The 17,287-nt window shown below is 64.2% G+C and carries 15 protein-coding genes; 11 read left to right on the top strand and 4 right to left on the bottom strand.

Annotated elements, in window-relative coordinates; genetic code table 11:
* Positions 1–24: 24 nt before the first annotated feature.
* The 4 genes from ACFOW8_RS07615 (at position 25) to ACFOW8_RS07600 (ending at position 5,373) form a co-directional block, all read left to right on the top strand.
* Positions 25–1,224: a DUF7373 family lipoprotein gene (locus tag ACFOW8_RS07615; protein ID WP_378547461.1), complete on the top strand. Its 1,200-nt coding sequence runs from the start codon at positions 25–27 to the stop codon at positions 1,222–1,224.
* A gap of 75 nt (positions 1,225–1,299) precedes the next feature.
* Positions 1,300–2,505, top strand: a complete 1,206-nt coding sequence (locus ACFOW8_RS07610; RefSeq protein ID WP_378547458.1) for a DUF7373 family lipoprotein — start codon at positions 1,300–1,302, stop codon at positions 2,503–2,505.
* Positions 2,502–3,743 carry a DUF7373 family lipoprotein gene (locus ACFOW8_RS07605; protein WP_378547455.1) on the top strand — a complete coding sequence of 414 codons (1,242 nt, stop codon included), beginning with the start codon at positions 2,502–2,504 and terminating at the stop codon, positions 3,741–3,743. The genes ACFOW8_RS07610 and ACFOW8_RS07605 overlap by 4 nt, the downstream gene beginning before the upstream one ends.
* Positions 3,744–3,828: 85 nt before the next feature.
* Entirely contained in the window at positions 3,829–5,373 is a 1,545-nt protein-coding gene (locus ACFOW8_RS07600; RefSeq protein ID WP_378547452.1) for a serine/threonine-protein kinase, read from the top strand.
* A gap of 113 nt (positions 5,374–5,486) precedes the next feature.
* Here ACFOW8_RS07600 and ACFOW8_RS07595 read toward each other — a convergent pair whose 3' ends face one another.
* Positions 5,487–5,786, bottom strand: coding sequence for a helix-turn-helix domain-containing protein (locus ACFOW8_RS07595; protein WP_378547449.1), 300 nt, complete (start codon positions 5,784–5,786; stop codon positions 5,487–5,489).
* A 362-nt stretch (positions 5,787–6,148) separates the two neighbouring features.
* Between ACFOW8_RS07595 and ACFOW8_RS07590 the strand changes: the two genes are divergently transcribed.
* From ACFOW8_RS07590 to ACFOW8_RS29135, 7 genes are all read left to right on the top strand, one after another.
* Positions 6,149–7,129, top strand: a complete 981-nt coding sequence (locus ACFOW8_RS07590) for an Rpn family recombination-promoting nuclease/putative transposase (RefSeq protein WP_378547446.1) — start codon at positions 6,149–6,151, stop codon at positions 7,127–7,129.
* Between the two features lie 216 nt (positions 7,130–7,345).
* Positions 7,346–8,530 carry a DUF7373 family lipoprotein gene (locus tag ACFOW8_RS07585; RefSeq protein ID WP_378547443.1) on the top strand — a complete coding sequence of 395 codons (1,185 nt, stop codon included), beginning with the start codon at positions 7,346–7,348 and terminating at the stop codon, positions 8,528–8,530.
* A gap of 11 nt (positions 8,531–8,541) precedes the next feature.
* Complete coding sequence (locus tag ACFOW8_RS07580; protein ID WP_378547440.1) at positions 8,542–9,765, top strand: DUF7373 family lipoprotein; 1,224 nt, start codon at positions 8,542–8,544, stop codon at positions 9,763–9,765.
* Between the two features lie 6 nt (positions 9,766–9,771).
* Positions 9,772–10,965, top strand: a complete 1,194-nt coding sequence (locus ACFOW8_RS07575; RefSeq protein ID WP_378547437.1) for a DUF7373 family lipoprotein — start codon at positions 9,772–9,774, stop codon at positions 10,963–10,965.
* Positions 10,966–11,096: 131 nt separating this feature from the next.
* Complete coding sequence (locus ACFOW8_RS07570) at positions 11,097–12,680, top strand: serine/threonine-protein kinase (protein WP_378547434.1); 1,584 nt, start codon at positions 11,097–11,099, stop codon at positions 12,678–12,680.
* Between the two features lie 69 nt (positions 12,681–12,749).
* On the top strand, positions 12,750–13,913 hold the full coding sequence (locus ACFOW8_RS07565; protein ID WP_378547431.1) for a DUF7373 family lipoprotein: 1,164 nt from the start codon (positions 12,750–12,752) through the stop codon (positions 13,911–13,913).
* Positions 13,914–15,095: a DUF7373 family lipoprotein gene (locus tag ACFOW8_RS29135; protein ID WP_449289756.1), complete on the top strand. Its 1,182-nt coding sequence runs from the start codon at positions 13,914–13,916 to the stop codon at positions 15,093–15,095.
* Between the two features lie 66 nt (positions 15,096–15,161).
* Here ACFOW8_RS29135 and ACFOW8_RS07560 read toward each other — a convergent pair whose 3' ends face one another.
* The 3 genes from ACFOW8_RS07560 to ACFOW8_RS07550 form a co-directional block, all read right to left on the bottom strand.
* A complete protein-coding gene (locus ACFOW8_RS07560; protein WP_378547428.1) occupies positions 15,162–15,467 on the bottom strand; it encodes a WXG100 family type VII secretion target in 306 nt (101 codons plus the stop codon).
* A gap of 39 nt (positions 15,468–15,506) precedes the next feature.
* The gene (locus ACFOW8_RS07555) at positions 15,507–15,821 is read right to left on the bottom strand and encodes a WXG100 family type VII secretion target (RefSeq protein ID WP_378547425.1); all 315 of its coding nucleotides are present in this window, start codon (positions 15,819–15,821) and stop codon (positions 15,507–15,509) included.
* Between the two features lie 122 nt (positions 15,822–15,943).
* Positions 15,944–17,239, bottom strand: a complete 1,296-nt coding sequence (locus ACFOW8_RS07550) for a type VII secretion-associated protein (RefSeq protein ID WP_378547422.1) — start codon at positions 17,237–17,239, stop codon at positions 15,944–15,946.
* Between the last annotated feature and the right edge of the window lie 48 nt (positions 17,240–17,287).

The following is a 17,287-nucleotide window of genomic DNA, read 5'->3' as shown; positions in this document are numbered from 1 at the left end:
GGCAGCACATTCGAGGGGCCGGTTATGAGCATTTCGACGAAGATCGCGTCCGCACTCTGTTGTGCCGCACTGGTCGCCACCGTCACCGGTTGCGCCGTCAGTGGCACACCCGTACCGGGCGAACCCGATGTCCGCGGCCTGGAAACCGGCACCTACCCGACCGATCGGCACACCTACGACGACACCGCGGGCTCGAAGGGCGCGCTGGTCGAGGGCACCAGGATGTCGGCCGCGGTCGTCCCCGCCGTGCGGATCGATCCGTCGCTGTCGCACGGCCGCGGCGGCACCGTCATCCCCGACGTGGAGCGCGCGCTCGACTTCGTCGCCAATGTGTCCGAACCCGTGCTGGAGAACCGGGAATTCGTCACCGGTTACGCCGCGCTCGGCTCCGACAAACCCGACCCCGACGGCCAGACCAGGCCCGCCGCCGACGCGACCGCGATCACCACCGCGCTGCTGCGTTTCCCCGATGCGACGGCGGCCACGCTCGCCGCCCGCGAGCTCGAGGACGTCGACCTCGCCGTCTCCCCCGACAATCGCAAGCTCGCCTCCACCGAATACCCGGAGGCGTACCTGCATTGGCGCCCCGGTGTGCCGACGATCGGCGCGTTCCTGGCGCACGAGGAGTTCGTGATCTCGCTGTTCGTCCAGCGTCCCCGCGCCGACTCGGCCGACCTCATCTCCTGGGTCGACAAGGCGCTGGCCGCCGAACTCGACCAGCTGAGCTCGTTCACGGCCACCCCCTACGACAAACTCGCCGAGCTGCCGATCGATTCCGAGCGCCTGCTCGCCCGTGCCGTCGTCGACAATCGCGCGGGCCTGGTGCCCGATCAGCATTCCTTCGCCGTGTACAGCACCGGACATCTGGTGCACAACACCGACGACCAGACCACCAGGCAGCGTCTGATCGAATCCACCGGCGCGGAGTACATCGCGCTGGTCGACGGCGGCTCGGTTACCCGGGTCAGCGACCTGGCCGGTGCGCAGGCGCTGATGGCCGGGCTGATCGGCTCCTCCGGCCACTACGATTCGCTGGCCGCACCCACCGATGTGCCCGGTGCCAAATGCCTGCAACTCAACGATCAGGGCGACGCCGACGAGGAATACAGATACCGCTGTTACGTGCCGTACAAGCGATATCTCGGCATTGTGAGCTCCGATCAGGAACCCGATGTCCGCCAGAAGATCTCCGCCCAATTCGCCTTGCTCGCGAACAGTTTGTGAACAATCGGGCCCGCCCGCTGTCGGTGTCGTGTCGTAGTATTCCGCCCGACCATCGATTCGGGGAGGGTGATTGTCGTGCGTACCAGGGCGATGTCGAGAACTGCGGGCCTCGCGCTCGCCGCGGCGCTGATCGCGACCGTGACGGCCTGCGGTACCGGTGACGAGCCCCAGGCGACGGCCACCGACCCCCCGATCGATATCAGCACCCTCGACGTCGGCGGATACGCGACCCAGCCGCGCGAGGTCGGCACGGTCGCGAATATGGATCAGGCCAGGTTCATCGAGGCCGAACGGCTTGGTGATCACGTCCCCACCCCCGCCGATATCGACCCGCGGTTCGTGCACGCCAATCAGTGGATCGCCACGGTATTCATCGACGCCGAGGCGTCGCTCGGCAAGATCATGGCGGTGGACCGGTTCGACGAGATCGCGCCCGATTTCATCGGCGGCTTCGTGAGCTCGGCCCAGACCGCGCCCGACAACAAGGGCATCGACATGGTCAACGCCGTGATGATCTTCCCCGACGAGGCCGAGGCCGCCTCCGCCGCTGCCGAACTGGAGCGCCTCGATTTCGGCTACGCGCCGAACAACCAGCCCATCGAGATCCCCGGTTATCCCGCGGCCAAAGCGCATTGGCAGCCGGATCAGCAGTCGATCGGCTCCTGGTACGCCACCGGCCACCTGGTGATCTACACCTGGCTCTACGACTATCTGAAGATCTGGCTGGAGAAGGTCGACAAGCAAGCGCTGCTCGACCTGACCCGCCAGAGCCTCGACACCATCGTCGGGTCGGTCGCCGAATTCACGCCGACTCCGGTGGATCAGCTGATGACGCTGCAACGCGACCGCGACGGCATGCTCGGGCGCACCGCGCCGCGCCCGCGCGAGGATTCCTGGCTCAACCCGCCCGGCGTGTACGCGGGCCGCACCGCGCGCCATTTCTCCTCCGACCCGGAGTCGACAACGAAGATGATCACCGACAACGGCGTCGACCTGTACGCCAACGACGGCTCCGAGGTGTTCCGGGCCAGGGATATCGCGGGCGCCCAGGCGGTGCGCGACGAACTCGGCGGCCTGACGCGCAAATTCACCACCGCCGAAGCACCGAAGAACCTGCCGGTCGCCCGATGCAAGGAATACATCGGCCGCGAACGCCTGGCCGTGCGCTTCTACTGCGCGGTGTCCTACGACCGCTACGCCGCGTTCGTCTGGTCCAATCAGCTGCTCGACGTGCAGCAGCGCATCTCCGCGCAGTACGCATTGCTGGTGAACGCCGCATGAGAACCACGACACGCACCGCGTCGATGCTGCTCGGCGCCGTCCTCACCGCGTCACTGACCGCCTGCGCGTCCACCGTGGCAGGCACCGCCGTGCCCGGCGAGATCGCGATCAGCACCCTCGATGTGGGCGCGTATCCGACCGAGCCACCCAATGCCCACGACGACGATCCGGTCCCCGACTTCTACGAGATGTACAAACTGGCCGCGATGCGGATCGCCGACTACACGATCAGCTCCGGTGACATCGATCCGCAGATGATGTACGGCAACTCGGCGGACTTCGCCAACCCACGCCTGCTCCCGGACGAGCTGGGCAACGAAGACGTCATGTCGGGCATCGCGGAGCGGCACCAGATGCTCTACGGCTTCCATTCCAGGGGTGCCTCACAGGACTTCACCCCCGACATCGTCGGGGACAGCTGGCCGACCAAGAAGGCGTCGAACCGGCTTACCGCCACCACCATGGTCTTCCAGTTCCCCGACCCCGAGCGAGCCGGCGCCGCGGCCAGGGAATTCCACGACGCCGATCTCGCAGCCCAGGACGGCGCCGAAGCGGTGCGCCTGCCGAAATACCCTGAGGTCTCGGCGCATTGGCGTCCCGACTCACCCTTCCTCCGTACCCTCATGCCGCACGGCCCGTTCGTGATCGGCTTCCAGCTCTCGGTCGCGACCCCCGACCTGACCGCGCTCACCACCATGGCCGAGACCGCCTACGGCAAACAGATAGCAGCGCTCGACAAGGCGACTCCGCTGACCGATGAACAGGTCATGACCCTGCCATGGGACCCGGACCATCTGCTCATGCGCACGCTGAACCCGGACCAGCTGACCGCGCCCAACAGCGGATACACCTACGTCACCGGCAGGCAAGGTTTCCAGCACTTCGCCGGTGGCACCATCCCGGACAACCGGCGCTATCTCGGCGAACAGCTCACCGCGATGAATGCCGAGCAGGTGGCCGTGGCCTGGGGCTCGATCGGTATCCGCACCCCCGATGCCGAAACCGCGCGCCGCGCGGTCACCGAGAAACTCTTCCTCTGGCCGACCGAAGCGGACGCCGCGCCCCCGCCCAACCTCACCGACTCGGCGTGTGTGGAGAACAAGCGCTTCGAGGCCGAGAAGCGCTACAGCTGCATCCTCGCCTACAAGGAGTACGTCGGCATCGTCAGCAGCGAACAGTTGCTCGACGCCCAGCAGCGAGCGGCCGCCCAATACGCCGTCTTCGCCAACAGCCGATGACGTGCCCGCCGCGCGAACCGCTCCCCGGCAGTAAGCTCCCGCCGGAGCGTGGCAAGTGTCGCAACGAATCAGGAGATCGTAAGAGATGGCGATGAGCCCAGGCACCATCGTCGGTGGCTACCGGATCATCCGCAAGCTGGGTGCGGGCGGTATGGGTTCGGTCTATCTGGCCGCCCATCCGAGCCTGCCCCGCACCGACGCCCTCAAGATCCTCAGCCCCGAACTCAGCCGTGACCCCGAGTTCCGGGCCCGTTTCGAACGCGAGGCCAACCTCGCCGCCGGCCTCGACCACCCCAATATCGTCTCGGTCTACAACCGCGGCGAGGAGCACGGCCAGCTCTGGATCGCCATGCAGTTCGTCGAGGGCACCGACGCCGCCGCCGAACTCGCCCGCGACCCGCACGCGATGACCCCGCTGCGCGCGCTGCGCATCATCACCGAGATGGGCAAGGGCCTGGACTTCGCGCACCACCGCGGCCTGCTGCACCGTGACGTGAAGCCGGCCAACTTCCTGCTCTCGGACACCTACGGCGACGACGAGCGCGTGCTGCTCACCGACTTCGGCGTGGCCAAGTCGGCCGACGACGCCTCCGAACTCACCCAGACCGGCAGCTTCCTCGCGACCATCGCCTACGCGCCACCGGAGCAACTCTCCGGCGGACAGCTCGACCACCGCGCCGACATCTACAGCCTCGCCTGCTCGTTCTTCAAGCTGCTCACCGGCCAGAACCCGTATCCGGCGACCCAACCGGCCATGGTGATGATGGGCCACCTGCACGAGCCGGTACCCCGGCCGACCAGCGTGCGCCCCGGCCTGCCGCCCGCCATCGACCAGGTCTTCGCCCGCGCGATGGCGAAAAACCCACACGAGCGGTATCTCACCTGTCGCGAATTCACCGACGCCGCGGCGGCCGCGTTGATGCCGGGCGCGCAGCACCCCGGCCCGCACACCTCGCCGACCTATCCGATCCAGACGCCGCCGCAGTGGACCAACCAGGCACCCACCGCGCCGGTCGCACCGACGCCGAACACCGGTGCCGCACCGAAGAATTCGCGGCATAAGGTACTGCTCGCCGCGGGCGCCCTGATCGCGGTCGTCGCCGTCGCGGTCGGCGTCGGCGTATGGGCGGCCGGTGACGACCCGCCACCGTCGACCCAGGCGGGCACCAGCGCGGCACCATCGCCGGCCGCGCTGAGCCCGCTCGAACAGGCCCGCCAGGACAACCCCGACTTCGCGGGCAAGACCGTCCTGATGGTCGACGTCGACGCCGAGAACACCGTGGCCACCTACCTCGGCGGCACCCTGCAAACCAAGTTCCTGGAAGACCTGGGCTTCGTCTACAACTTCAACTACACCAAGACCGGGGACGAACCCTCCCCCCGCCCGGTCGAGAACTCCTACTCCCGCTTCGACACCCCCGACGACAGCTACATCCTCGCCGTCCGCAGCGACGAGAAGGCAGGCGGCGGCGGCCTGCTCGGCCTCCCCTTCCAGATCACGGGCTCCCGCGCCACCGTCATCCCCATCGACGACCCCATCACCGTCAGCTCCATCCGCACCTGGACCGCCAGCTCCGAACAAACCCTCCTCTCCCGCCTCCTCCCCGTCCTGCAAAGCCGGGTGAAGTAGCCTCACCCGGGCCTGCCGCGGCTTCAGACAGTCAAGTCCGCGATTGTTTGCTCAGCCTGCTCGCGCAGGCAGTCCACCCAACTCAACCCACACCGTGAGCTTGTCAGAGGTGGTCACTGGCGAACTCGCTTCGGGAGCGCCTGGTCGGCACGGGCACGACCGAGATCGGACTCATAGGGGTCGACCGCTTTGGCCACGTCGCCGAGGATGCCGAGCGCGTGCAGCACCGACAGGTAAGTCTCCATAGTGACGCCCAATCCCCCATTCTCGACGCTACGCAAGGTTGTCCTGGTGATATTCGCGCGCTGGGCCACCTGCTCCGCCGTTGATCCCTGCAGTTTGCGCCAACTCGCCAGGTAGCCCCCGATCTGCTTCGCACTGCGGACAACGATAGGCGAAGTGGGCCGCTTCATGGCCACTATGCTAGCCACTATCTCGCTTTATGGATACTCCAGTGATCATCCATTGCTCGGTGACCAGGTGCACAGAACAGCGAGCCGCCGCGAATCGCCCGAGCAAGGTTGGACATCGTTGGACTGGAGAGCAACAGCGCCGCAGGAATCGCAGGACGACGTCGACGAATTGCTGCGTGGCAGCCTGAATGCGGCCGTGCGGGGGGCATGCTGCTGCCGGAGCTCGGCTCGATGAGAACCGCCGAGCGGGTACCGGCGCGGCACTATCAAGTGAAGTAGCCGTCCGCCGACCGGCTTCGGGATGCTGCGGCGGCATCGGCCACCCGATTGACCGCAGAAACCAGCTGAAATAGCTTGTCGCTATGGGGGATTCAGCGGACAAGCCGCACGACGCAGTCGTCCAGCACACGCTGGCCGTTCCGGCCAATGCCGCAGCACAGGTGCGGCCACTACTGCAGCCGGAGCTCGCCGATCAGATCGTCTGGAGCGAGTTGACCCGCGTATCGACCAGCTTCATCTCCAAACACCTCCGCGGCACGTTCAGTGACATCCTGTTCTGCACTCGCACAGTCGGCGGTCACGACGCCTTCGTCTATCTCCTCGTCGAGCACCAATCTCGCAGCGACCCGCTGATGGCCTTCCGCATGATCGACTACCTGGTTTCGATCTGGAACGCCTACCTTCGCGAACATCCCAAGAGCAAGACACTGCCGCTGATCGTCCCCGTCGTAGTCCACGCCAGCCCGACCAAGCAACCATGGAGCGCGCCGGTCGAACTGTGCGACCTCATCGAGGTCGAACCCGGCCTGCGATCGGCACTGGCACCCCATTTGCCACGTCTGCGGTTCATCCTCGACGACCTCAGCACAATCTCCCTCGCCGAACTCTGTGCGCGTCCATCGACCCCGCCGACGCTCACACTCCAGGTGCTGCTGAAGACCGCCCCGAAGAACAAGCGACTCGACCGTGATCTCGAGCCACTTCTACCGACCCTTTCCGAACTCACCCTGGATGACCTGACCGCTTTCCTGACGTACATTCTCAGTGTGGGCGACACCTCGGGTGACCTGCTCCAACCACTCATCGACCGCATCGGACCCCAGGGAAAGGAAGCCATCGTGACCGCCGCTGACCAACTCCGCGCCGAAGGCAGGGCCGAAGCCAAGGCCGAAGGCAGGACCGAGGGCCAAGCCGATCTCCTCCGTGAGCTGCTCACCCTGAAATTCGGCACGATGCCGACCAGAGTCACCGCCGCGCTGCGCCACGCGACCCCAGATCAGCTACGCCAGTGGGCGGCCCGGATCCTGACCGCCGAAACTCTCGACGACATGCGCATCGCCTGAACGCGGCCCTGGTATCGCCTGCTATATGCCCAGGTAGAGCCTCTTCTCACCGTCTGACAAGGAACCTACAAGCGCAGGTGCGCTACGATGCCCCGCGAACCAGATCATCGGGGGACTGCCACTCACACAGCGCCGCCCAGGGTCGGATCAGCTAGGCAGTTGAAGGGGGAGGGTGTGCAGCTCATCCGGGGTGCATCGATTACACGCACGGCACTGGTGGCTACGGCCGCGGTGCTCGCCGCTGGGTGCGGCGCGCAGGTCTCGGGCAACGCGGTCAGGATCGAACCGGATGCCGCGGCGCTCGACTACGGCAACTACCAGACCCAACCGCGCACCGTCGGCAACGCCAAGAGCCTGACCCAGGGTCGAGCCTGGGAGGCTCAGCGCCTCGCCGACCACGTGGCACTCGGGTTCGAGATCGACCCTGCCTACGTGTACGACAACCGGAAAGAGACCCTGGTCAGCCCGTCTCAGATCGTGCTGAACCGCAAGGGGCTCGGCGGGCTGATCATCAACGACACCTTCGACGAGGTCGCCGAGGATCTCGTCGCGGGCTGGCTGAATTCCTGGGCGACCGGCCCGTCCGGCGGTGAGCCGCGGCGCCTGCTCAACCTGTCGGTCCTGATCTTCCCGGACGCCGAGACCGCGGAAACCGTCGCACCGATCCTCGAGAACGACGACTTCACCTTCAACGCCGACAACGAGAAGGTGTCGATCACCAAGTTCCCGAAGACCTACGCCCACTGGCGGCCTTCGGTGTCCTCGATCGGCTCGTGGACCGTGCACGACCGCTACATCATCTTCATGAAGATCGATGACGAGACCCGCGCACCCGATCTGCCCTCGCTGACCGCGCAGGTCGAGCGGGCCCTCGAGGTGCAGATCCCGCTCCTGGACGAGTTCGTGCCGACCCCTTCCGACCAGCTCGAACGGGTCCCGCTCGACCCGACGGGCCTGCTCGGCCGCACCCTGCCCTCGGATCCGGCCGCTCCGGTCCGCGCGCAGCCGGACGGGTACTCGACCGGGCGCGGCGCGTTGAGCCTGTTCGTCGAACCGGACGCCGAACTGCTGGACTCCTTCACCGAGTACGGCGTCGACCTGATCACCTTCGGTGACACCGTGGTGTTCCGCTCCACCACCGAGGCGGGGGCCAAGAATCATTTCGATGCGTGGAACCAGCCGGAGGACGACACCCAGGCCGCCGAGTCGCCACAGGGCCTGGACGAGGCGGTCGTCTGCCGAGCCAACACGTACGAGTCGTCGCTGAACGGCGAGGTGAAGGTCGCGGACTACAGCTGCTACCTGCACGTCGACCGGTACGCCGTCCAGGTTCGCAACCGGAACCTGCAGGATCTCCACCAGCAGGTCGCCGCGCAGTACGTCCTGCTCACCCGCCGATGAGTACGCCGACGATGCGGAACACGCGGCGGCTGGCCGGGCTGCTCGCCCTCGTTGTCGCCGCATCCGGCTGCGCGGCAACCGTTTCCGGTTCAGCGTTGCCCGGGATGACGCCGGTCGACCTGGCCGGGCTGAACACCGGCGCGGCGGTCACGGAACCGACCGCCTTCGAGCTGAAGTTCTCCGACACCGCGAAGTCGATCAGGCTGATCGACGGACGTCGCCTGCTCAACGTCCTCGTCCACCCGATCGATGTCGACCCGGACCTGACGGACCGGTTGACCACCAGGGTGTTCGCCGATGGCACCGACATGTCGAACGACGACGGCCTGCCGGCCATGTTCGAGTCCGCGGTGGACGACAACAACTTCATCGCCGGCGTCACAGCGTCGCGGGTGAACGGCAGTGTCCGGGAATCCAAGGGTCTGCACCTGAGCGTCCTGCATTTCGCGACCGCGCAGGACAGCAGGAACGCCGCGACCGCCATGTATCAGGCGAGCACTTCGGGTGAACGCCCAAGGCAACCGGTGACGATCGCGGGATATCCCGAGGCCAACGCCTCGAACCGGGACGACACCTCGGTCAGCGCGTTCCTCGCACACGGCCCGTTCGTGATCGTCGTCAGCGCCTCGCAGGACGCCCCCGATCTCGCCCAGTTGAGCTCGATGGTCGAAAAGACTCTCGAACTGCAGATTCCGCCACTCGACGGCTACCAGGTGATCCCCACCGACGACCTGCTCGACACTCCCCTCGATCCCGAAGGGATCATGCGACGAGCGACCGGCGAATCACCCGCCGGTGACCCGTTCGGAATGAGCTACCACGAGGAAGACTTCGGTGTCTTCGAGCCGTCGGGGATCCTGCATTTCGAACGGAACCCCGCCGAAACCCGTGCCGCCTTCGAGGAGGCGGGCGTCGACCTGGTCGGCCGACGCTACAGTACGGTGTACCGCACGCGCGATGTCGAGGCCGCGTTCAAGCTACAGACCGTGCTCGCGGCCCGTGACAAGAGCGATGCGGTGCTCGAACCCCCACCTGGCATCGCCGACGCCCAGTGTGTGCGGATGGCCGAAGCTGACCCGAATCGGGGATACAACGGATTCTGCGTGCTCGTCTACCAGCGGTATGTCGCGGTGGTGATGTCGCTGGCCAGCTCATCGCGGACAACTCTGTCCGTCGACCCCACCCTGCAGGAACGCACCGCTGCGCAGTACGCGATCTTGACGAAGAGCGAGTAGACGAGAATGCGAAAGATCTTTGCCTACAGCACCGTTGCGGCTATCGCGATCGCATTGAGCGGCTGTGGAGACAACGCGGACTCGGCAACCACCACGGCACCGCGGGTCGACGTCGCGCAGCTGGATTCCGGAAACTACCCGACCACGCCGACCGACCTCGAGGCAACCAGGACCGCGATGTCAGGAGCGGTTCGCGAGGGAATTCGCATCGGGAACGCCTCGCCGACACCGTATGACTACGACACCCGGTTTCCCTTCTCTAAGCGGCCGGGCGATGCGGTCACCGCCGAGAACCCGCCGTATTTCTCGGGCACCGGCTTCGAGAACGGCAAGGACACCCTCGACGCCATCCCCGGCGTCGTCGCGGGCTGGGAAACATCCGCGAACCGGCGGGAACAGTTCGGTGCGGGCCGCGAAATCGACACCGTGGTAGTCCGGTACGCGAGCGGTGACCAGTCCCGTTTCGCCGCCGAGGAATTGGGCCGACGCACCGCGGGCGTGCCCGGCGAGATTCCCGGATACCCCGACGCACAGGTTCGCATCGATATCACCAAGGGCTCATACACCACTCAGTATCTGCGCGCCTGGCTGGTTCGCGGCGACCTGCTGATCCACGCGCACCTCTCCGACCCGGTCAGCGTGCCGTTCGACGCCACAGCCAACGCAGACATCGTGAAACGATTCTTCGACAAACAACTCGCGATGCTCGAGTCCTACGAGCCCACCCCGCTCGCCGATATCGAGAACCTGCCCCTGGATGTCGACGGCATTCTCAGCCGCACCCTGCCGGTGACCGACGACCCCGCCGCGGGCGCGATCTATCCCACCCAGGCCCTGCTGCACCTCGCGTCCCGACCCGACAAGCTCGCCGCCGCGATCGCCGACGCGGGCGTCGATTACGCCGCATTCGCCACCGGATCGGTTTTCCGCACCCGCGACGCCGAAGCGGCCATCCGGTACATGGCCGCCGAAGAGGCCGATTCGACGACGAATCCCGACTACACGCAGGTGGACGGGCCACCGGATATGCCGGGCGCGCACTGCTACGACGCCAAGCCGGAGGTGACGTACGCGTCGAGCACTCCACCGATCTGCATCACCACGGTCGGCCGCTATGTCATCAAATCCCGCAGCATGAATCTGCAGGACGCCTACCAGCGGCTCGCCGCGCAATACAAGCTACTGGACGGTTTCAGCTGATGAGTACGTACGCGGTGCGGTAACCCGTCACCTGTTAGATTGCCCTGGTTGGCACGTGCACAGCGGGGCGCGCGAAGGATGAGGAGATGCGAATGGCCTTGCGGCCCGGCGCAATTGTGGGTGGATACCGAGTGATCAAGGTCCTCGGTGCCGGTGGCATGGGCACCGTCTACCTCGCCCAGAACCCCAGTCTCCCCCGCCGCGACGCCCTCAAGGTGCTCAGCGGCGACCTGTCCACCGACCCCGAGTTCCGTGGTCGTTTCGAACGCGAAGCCAATCTCGCCGCCGGCCTCGACCACCCCAATATCGTCGCGGTCTACAACCGCGGCGACGAGGACGGTCAACTCTGGATCGCCATGCAGTACGTCGACGGCACCGACGCGTCGGCCGAGGTCGCCAAGGGCCCCGCCGCCATGCCGCCGCAGCGCGCACTGCGCATCATCACCGAGGTCGGCAAGGGCCTGGACTACGCCCACCGCCGCGGCCTGCTGCACCGCGACATCAAGCCCGCCAACTTCATGATCGCCGCCGCCGAAGAGGGCGACGAGGAACGCGTCCTGCTCACCGACTTCGGCGTCGCGAAGTCCACCGACGACGGCCAGGACCTCACCGCCACCGGCAACTTCATGGCCACCGTCGCCTACGCCCCACCCGAACAACTGATGGGCGCCACCCTCGACCACCGCGCCGACATCTACAGCCTCGGCTGCTCCCTCTACAAACTGCTCACCGGCCAGAACCCGTACCCCGCCACGGTCCCCGCCATGGTCATGATGGGCCACCTGCACGAACCACCCCCACGCCCCACCGCGGTCCGCCCCGACCTCCCACCCGCGATCGACCACGTCATCGCCAAGGTGATGGCCAAGGACCCGAACGACCGCTACAACACCTGCCGCGAATTCATGCAGGACGCCCACGCGGCCCTCTACGGCGCCCCCATGCAGGCCCCGGCCTCCCAGGGCTTCTCCACCGCCCCCCGCATGCCGATCAACGGTCCAGTCACGGCCGCCACCGATGTGGTCAATCCGCAGTGGGGCACCGACCCCGGCCGGCCGGTCGCCCAATGGGGTACCGACCCCGGCCGCGCCATCGTCGGCCAGCCTGCCTATCCCGGTGGTGTCGCCGAATCCGACCTCCTCACCGCCCGCAATCCCACGCCCTATCGCGAGAAGCGTGCCAAGAAGTTCTTGATTCCTGCGTTGATCTCCCTTATGGTCGCGGCGCTGGTAGGCACCGGGATCTTTGTCCTGAGCAGACCGAATGATTCGCCAGGTGCCGGTACGGATCTAATGGCCGAGGCTCGTGCCGATCACCCTGAATTCAGTGGTAAGACGATCACCGCCTACAACTTCGGCAACTCGACGCTTTCCGTCGTACTCAACCCGAGCGATCAGTGGAAGTTCCTGCGCGACTTGGACTTCGACTACAATTCGGAATTCAAAGCCGTGGGTGATGAAAGTTCTCCGCGCGCTCTGTCAGTCGGGGACTACACCGTCAGAAGTGATACTGATGTCACTCTCATCTTCCGCACAGACAGCCAAGCCGGAAACGGCGGATTCCGTGGCCTGCCATACTCCCTCACCAGCGGAAAAGGCAAGATTGTCGTGATCGACCATCCGTCGACGGTTCAAGCATTCCAAGTATGGAGCCACCAGTCGCAGCAGATTTTGATCGATAATGTTGTGCCAGCTATATCACAGGTACTCAAGTAGGGCGGGGAAGAGTTGCTACGCACGGAATATCGGGCACGATGGATAAGGTTAGCCGGTATAGCAATAGCCATGCTGACGTGTAGCGGCTGCGGCGCAACCATAATAGGAAATCCGCAGCCAGCCGCGACATCGGTCGACATCGAATCCCTGCGTCCCGGACCATTCATTGCAGAACCAGAAGCTTTCGAACTAAAAGATGGGTACGGCGCGCCAGAACAAGTTCGATTAATAGAAGGCCGACGTCTACTGAATTATCTCATCCAGCCCATTGATATCGACACCGACGTTCAGAAGCTGCGGGACACTGAGGTCTTTGCCACACATTTAGGAATGCCCGAAATTCAAGGCATTTCCGATACCCACAAACAAGTAGTCAAATACAACGTACATTTCATCGCCGGAGTAGCCGCGAGCCGCACCAACGGCAGTCTTCGAGACCCGAAAGAAGTAAGTGTCGCCGTCCTGCAATTCGACTCCAACTCAGAAAGCAGCCGAGCAGCCGAGGAGTTCAACCGGATCTCAATGGAGGCCATCGGCCGATCCAGCATAATCGTTCCCGGCGCATCCAACACTCATTCTTCAGCGTTGGATAGAACTCAAATTGATTCGTGGCAAAGTTATGGCCCATATGTGATCCTTGTAAGCGTAAAGAGATCGGCTGCAGAATTCGACGATACCGTCTCGAAAGTAAAGGACGCACTTCTGGCGCAAAACTATGCGCTGGATCTTCAAGCGCCTACACCCTTGGATGATGTCCTCGATCGTCCCCTCGATCCCGAAAACATAGTTAGACGGACGATGAACCACAACAGCCGAGATGCGACCGTATCCACGGACGACTTTGGCCCGTACCGCCCTTCGGGAATTCTCCATTTCGCGAGGAATCCGGCAGCAGCGCGCAAAGCCTTCGAAGACGCCGGCGTTGATGCCGTAGGCCAACGAGCTAGTACCGTTTACCGAACGCGCGATCTTGCAGCCGCGTTTCGACTGCAAACCTTCCTCGCGAAGCCAGGCAAAGACGATCGTCCGCTCGACCCGCCGCTCGGAATTGCAGATGCGCAATGCGTTCGTTTTGACGAGGTCGATGAGCGCGGAAACAATGCCTTCTGCGCAGTCGTCTACGGAAGATTCGTGGCCGTAGTCGCCACGAAATCGATCGGACACGCACAATTCGATAGCGGCCTCCAAGAAAGGGCCGCTGCCCAATATGCCATCCTGCAGAAATGCGAGTAGATGATGAGGACACGACACTCCGCTCTTGCGGCCAGCCTTATGGTTACGCTCGTAGCATGCAGCGGTGGACATGAACCCGCAGTCCCAACAGTCGATGCGACCAAACTTGATGTTGGCAACTATTCAACGGAACCTCTGGATGTCGAGTCTCTTCGTCAGCCCTCCTCAGGCGCTGTACGCGAAGCCATTCACATAGGTAACCTAACTCCTATACCATTCGAGTACGACAGCAGATTTGCTTTCGGACTCGACTACCCCAGAAGCCAGATCATCACCCCAGACGAGCCGCCATATCCCGATGAATTCGGGATCGACCTCAAACGGAATCAATTCACGACAGAGTTTCCAGGTTTGGTCGCGGGGTGGCGTACTCACGCGACACGTCGACTCAACTCGGGTACGGGTCGGAACATCGACACGTACACGGCGCGATTCGATTCGCCAGATAATGCACAGAACGCCGCAAGCAAAATGTGGAGACTCGCCCCTGGCGATGCCCATCCAATCGATGGCTACCCCCAAGCCGCCGCTAAGATACTGCCGCCGGAGTCAGAAGGCTCCGCCAAGATTTACGCTTGGCTTGCACATGAGGATATGCTTCTCATCGTTCATATTACCGATCCAGTGAGTCGCCCGATTGACATGAGCGACAACACTGAAATAATTCGAAGCTTCTACGGCGAGCAAATCCGACGGCTGCAAACGTACTCCCGAACTCCGCTGATTGAAATTGCTCAACTCCCGCTAGATATCGACGGGCTGTTGAGCCGCACTTTCCCTGCCGAAAAGGTTACGAGCAGAACTGCCGCATATCCTGCACACGTTGCAGTCTCGCAAACGCAAATGCCAGTTCCAACCAAAGCAGCTTTCACGGATGCTGGCGTAGATGTCGTTGTCCATGGTGGCGCGATAGTATATCGCGCAAAGGACGCAGCAGCGGCGGAGCGTCTGTCGGCCGCGTTTGCGAACGGCGTACTGAGTGCGGAGCAACCCGCCGAGGAGGCCGCCCCACCTCCGAACTTGCCGACAGCTAGTTGCAGCCCTGGCGACCCTGATCAATCCCAGTTCCCGGTTTGCAGGTTCACCGTTGGCCGATACCTCGTCCGAATTTCTGGCGCCAATCTGCAGGACACATATCAACGTGTTGGAGCACAGTATCGGCTACTGGCCGACCAAAACTGATCCCGCTACAGAAAAGGGTGGGTCCAAGCTTTCCCGCTTGGACCCACCCCTCGACGAAAATGCTCGTCAGGGTGCGAGCATCGCTGCGAGCCGCGCGTCGGTAGCACGCATGTTTTCAGCGCCGGACAGCGTGGTCGCGCCGATCTTCTGCAGACTCGCGTTCAGATTCAGCGAATCATTCGACCACTTCGTCTGCATGATGGTGAAGGCCGCCGAGCCCTCACCCTCCGACCAGTGCGATTCAATGAAGTTCTGGAACTCGTTCTCGTAGTCCTGCAAGGCGTTGGTGATGTTCTGAGCCTGGGCCTTCAGACCCGAGCCCGCGTCATCGATCGCGGCGAAGTCGTACCTGATCGAACCGATGTCAGCCATTGTGGTCCCTTTCCAGTGTGAGGTGCGAGGTTATGTGGACTAGACGTCCGTATTCAGCTGCTGCGCCTGGATGATCTGCTGGGCGTTGTCAACCTCGGTGTCGTCGATCGTGCCAGCAATCGTGCCGACCGTGTCAGCCGCGGCATCGAGCGCATCGTTCAGCTTCTTGGCATTGCTGAGGTACTCCTGCATCGACGTCTGGAAAGCCCGGCCGGCCTCGCCCTGGAACGCGGGGCTGTTGACATCGTTGGCGTGCGCCTCAGCGCGAGTGATCATCCCCTGGATCTCAGCATGCTTGGTGTTCATCTTGTCGGAGAACGCCCGGATCTGATCAGGAGTGGCGTTAAAACCCATTCTCTGGCTCCTTCGTGGTCAAGGTGGACCAGACCCCCCTGCTGGCGATCTGAGCCCTTCATCTTGGTTGGACGCGCCATCGACGCGTTCGGTTCCATCATCTTCGGAAGAATTTTCCGAACCTACGGCGAGATCGTGACAGTCCTCATCACTTCCTCGCATGCAGTGCTGACAGTCCCCCATCCTCCCGAGCCGTACTGGCAACCGACATTGGTCTGGATGCCGTGGTCGAGTAGGACGTACCACCTGACGACGGATCCGTCGCCAGGAGATTCTTGGTAGCCGATCCCCCGGCGCCCAGCGAACACCACATCCGGCTCGGGGGTACCGAACCGTCCTGGTTCGGCCTTCGAGACCCGTGCTGTGATGTCCCTTAGCACTTCATCATATCCAGCCTGTTCTGCAACAGTGTTGTATGTCACAGTAATCCGGGCGGGGGTGGCTGTCTGCGGAACGAGCGCGGCTCGATCCGGCGTGGATCCGGCGTTGAGCTGCCACTCTGCCGGGATGTCGAAGGTTACGCGGCCCATCGCGTGGGGCCTCGGGGTGGCGCGTGTGGTCGGTGGTGCGGTCGACGTCACGGCGGGTTGCAGGGTAGGTGAGATCGTGTCGGTCGTTGTGGAGACGGCGGTCGACGTCTCGGTGCCACTGTCGCGAGTGGTCGCGATTGCGACGGCACCGATGCTGAGGACTGCGATCAGGACTGCAGCTGCACCAACGATTTTCGCTGTCGCGCAGCGCGGAGACGTGGCCGTGGCGGCTGCTCGTTCACGGAGGGTACCGACCCACTTGGAGGCGTCCTCATGCACCGGGTGGGCCAGCCGGTCGCCCCGTGCCGATGGTGACAACGTCAGCCCTGTCAGCGGCACAGATTGGACCAGTGGTGCCGGCTGCGTTGTCCACGATGCCGTGACGAACTGGCGGAGGCGGTCCAGCAGCGATTCCGCGTGCGGCCCGACGACGATGACCGATGACGGGCGGTAGTCGTCGAGGACTTTGCGGATCATGTCGAGCAGCAGTTCGATCGCGTCGCCGTCCCAGCCACCGACGCCGAGGGTTGGCTCGAGTTCGGTGGCGGTGACCTCGATCTGGTCTCTCGAGCGGTTCACCGCGGTGATCGTGACACCGAGCAGCTCGATCTCGATGACAGCGATGAGTTCGGATGCCGCGAACGACTGACGCGAGCGGGCCACCCGGACCGCGAGGGACTCCAGTTCGATCGAACCCGAGTAGCGGCCGAAGGACCGGGCGATATTCGCTCGCGCGGCCGACGACCACGAGCTCGGGTGGGCGACACTGATCGCCCCGCCGAGTGTCGCCGGGGACAGGTCGCCCATGAGCTGGTCGATCACCGCATCGGTCGCAGCGGCCAGGGAGATCGGCTGCGGTTCGAAGCCGATCCAGGCCGAATCCGCCATGCCGAACGCCGAGATCGCGGGCTGCATCGGGCCGACCGGTGCGCCGAC

It is taken from the genome of Nocardia rhizosphaerae (assembly GCF_042650365.1).
Classification (GTDB): Bacteria; Actinomycetota; Actinomycetes; order Mycobacteriales; family Mycobacteriaceae; genus Nocardia; species Nocardia rhizosphaerae.
Note: the sequence above shows the minus strand (reverse complement) of the source record. Positions and strands in the feature narration are given on the sequence as shown.

What these genes read in the sequence shown, in the direction of transcription:
- ACFOW8_RS07590 (WP_378547446.1), top strand. Translation starts at nt 6,149, where the DNA reads ATGGGGGATTCAGCGGACAAGCCGCACGACGCAGTCGTCCAGCACACG.
- ACFOW8_RS29135 (WP_449289756.1), top strand. Translation starts at nt 13,914, where the DNA reads ATGATGAGGACACGACACTCCGCTCTTGCGGCCAGCCTTATGGTTACG.
- ACFOW8_RS07555 (WP_378547425.1), bottom strand. Translation starts at nt 15,821, where the DNA reads ATGGGTTTTAACGCCACTCCTGATCAGATCCGGGCGTTCTCCGACAAG.
- ACFOW8_RS07550 (WP_378547422.1), bottom strand. Translation starts at nt 17,239, where the DNA reads ATGGCGGATTCGGCCTGGATCGGCTTCGAACCGCAGCCGATCTCCCTG.
- ACFOW8_RS07615 (WP_378547461.1), top strand. Translation starts at nt 25, where the DNA reads ATGAGCATTTCGACGAAGATCGCGTCCGCACTCTGTTGTGCCGCACTG.
- ACFOW8_RS07595 (WP_378547449.1), bottom strand. Translation starts at nt 5,786, where the DNA reads ATGAAGCGGCCCACTTCGCCTATCGTTGTCCGCAGTGCGAAGCAGATC.
- ACFOW8_RS07600 (WP_378547452.1), top strand. Translation starts at nt 3,829, where the DNA reads ATGGCGATGAGCCCAGGCACCATCGTCGGTGGCTACCGGATCATCCGC.
- ACFOW8_RS07565 (WP_378547431.1), top strand. Translation starts at nt 12,750, where the DNA reads ATGCTGACGTGTAGCGGCTGCGGCGCAACCATAATAGGAAATCCGCAG.
- ACFOW8_RS07605 (WP_378547455.1), top strand. Translation starts at nt 2,502, where the DNA reads ATGAGAACCACGACACGCACCGCGTCGATGCTGCTCGGCGCCGTCCTC.
- ACFOW8_RS07575 (WP_378547437.1), top strand. Translation starts at nt 9,772, where the DNA reads ATGCGAAAGATCTTTGCCTACAGCACCGTTGCGGCTATCGCGATCGCA.
- ACFOW8_RS07580 (WP_378547440.1), top strand. Translation starts at nt 8,542, where the DNA reads ATGCGGAACACGCGGCGGCTGGCCGGGCTGCTCGCCCTCGTTGTCGCC.
- ACFOW8_RS07560 (WP_378547428.1), bottom strand. Translation starts at nt 15,467, where the DNA reads ATGGCTGACATCGGTTCGATCAGGTACGACTTCGCCGCGATCGATGAC.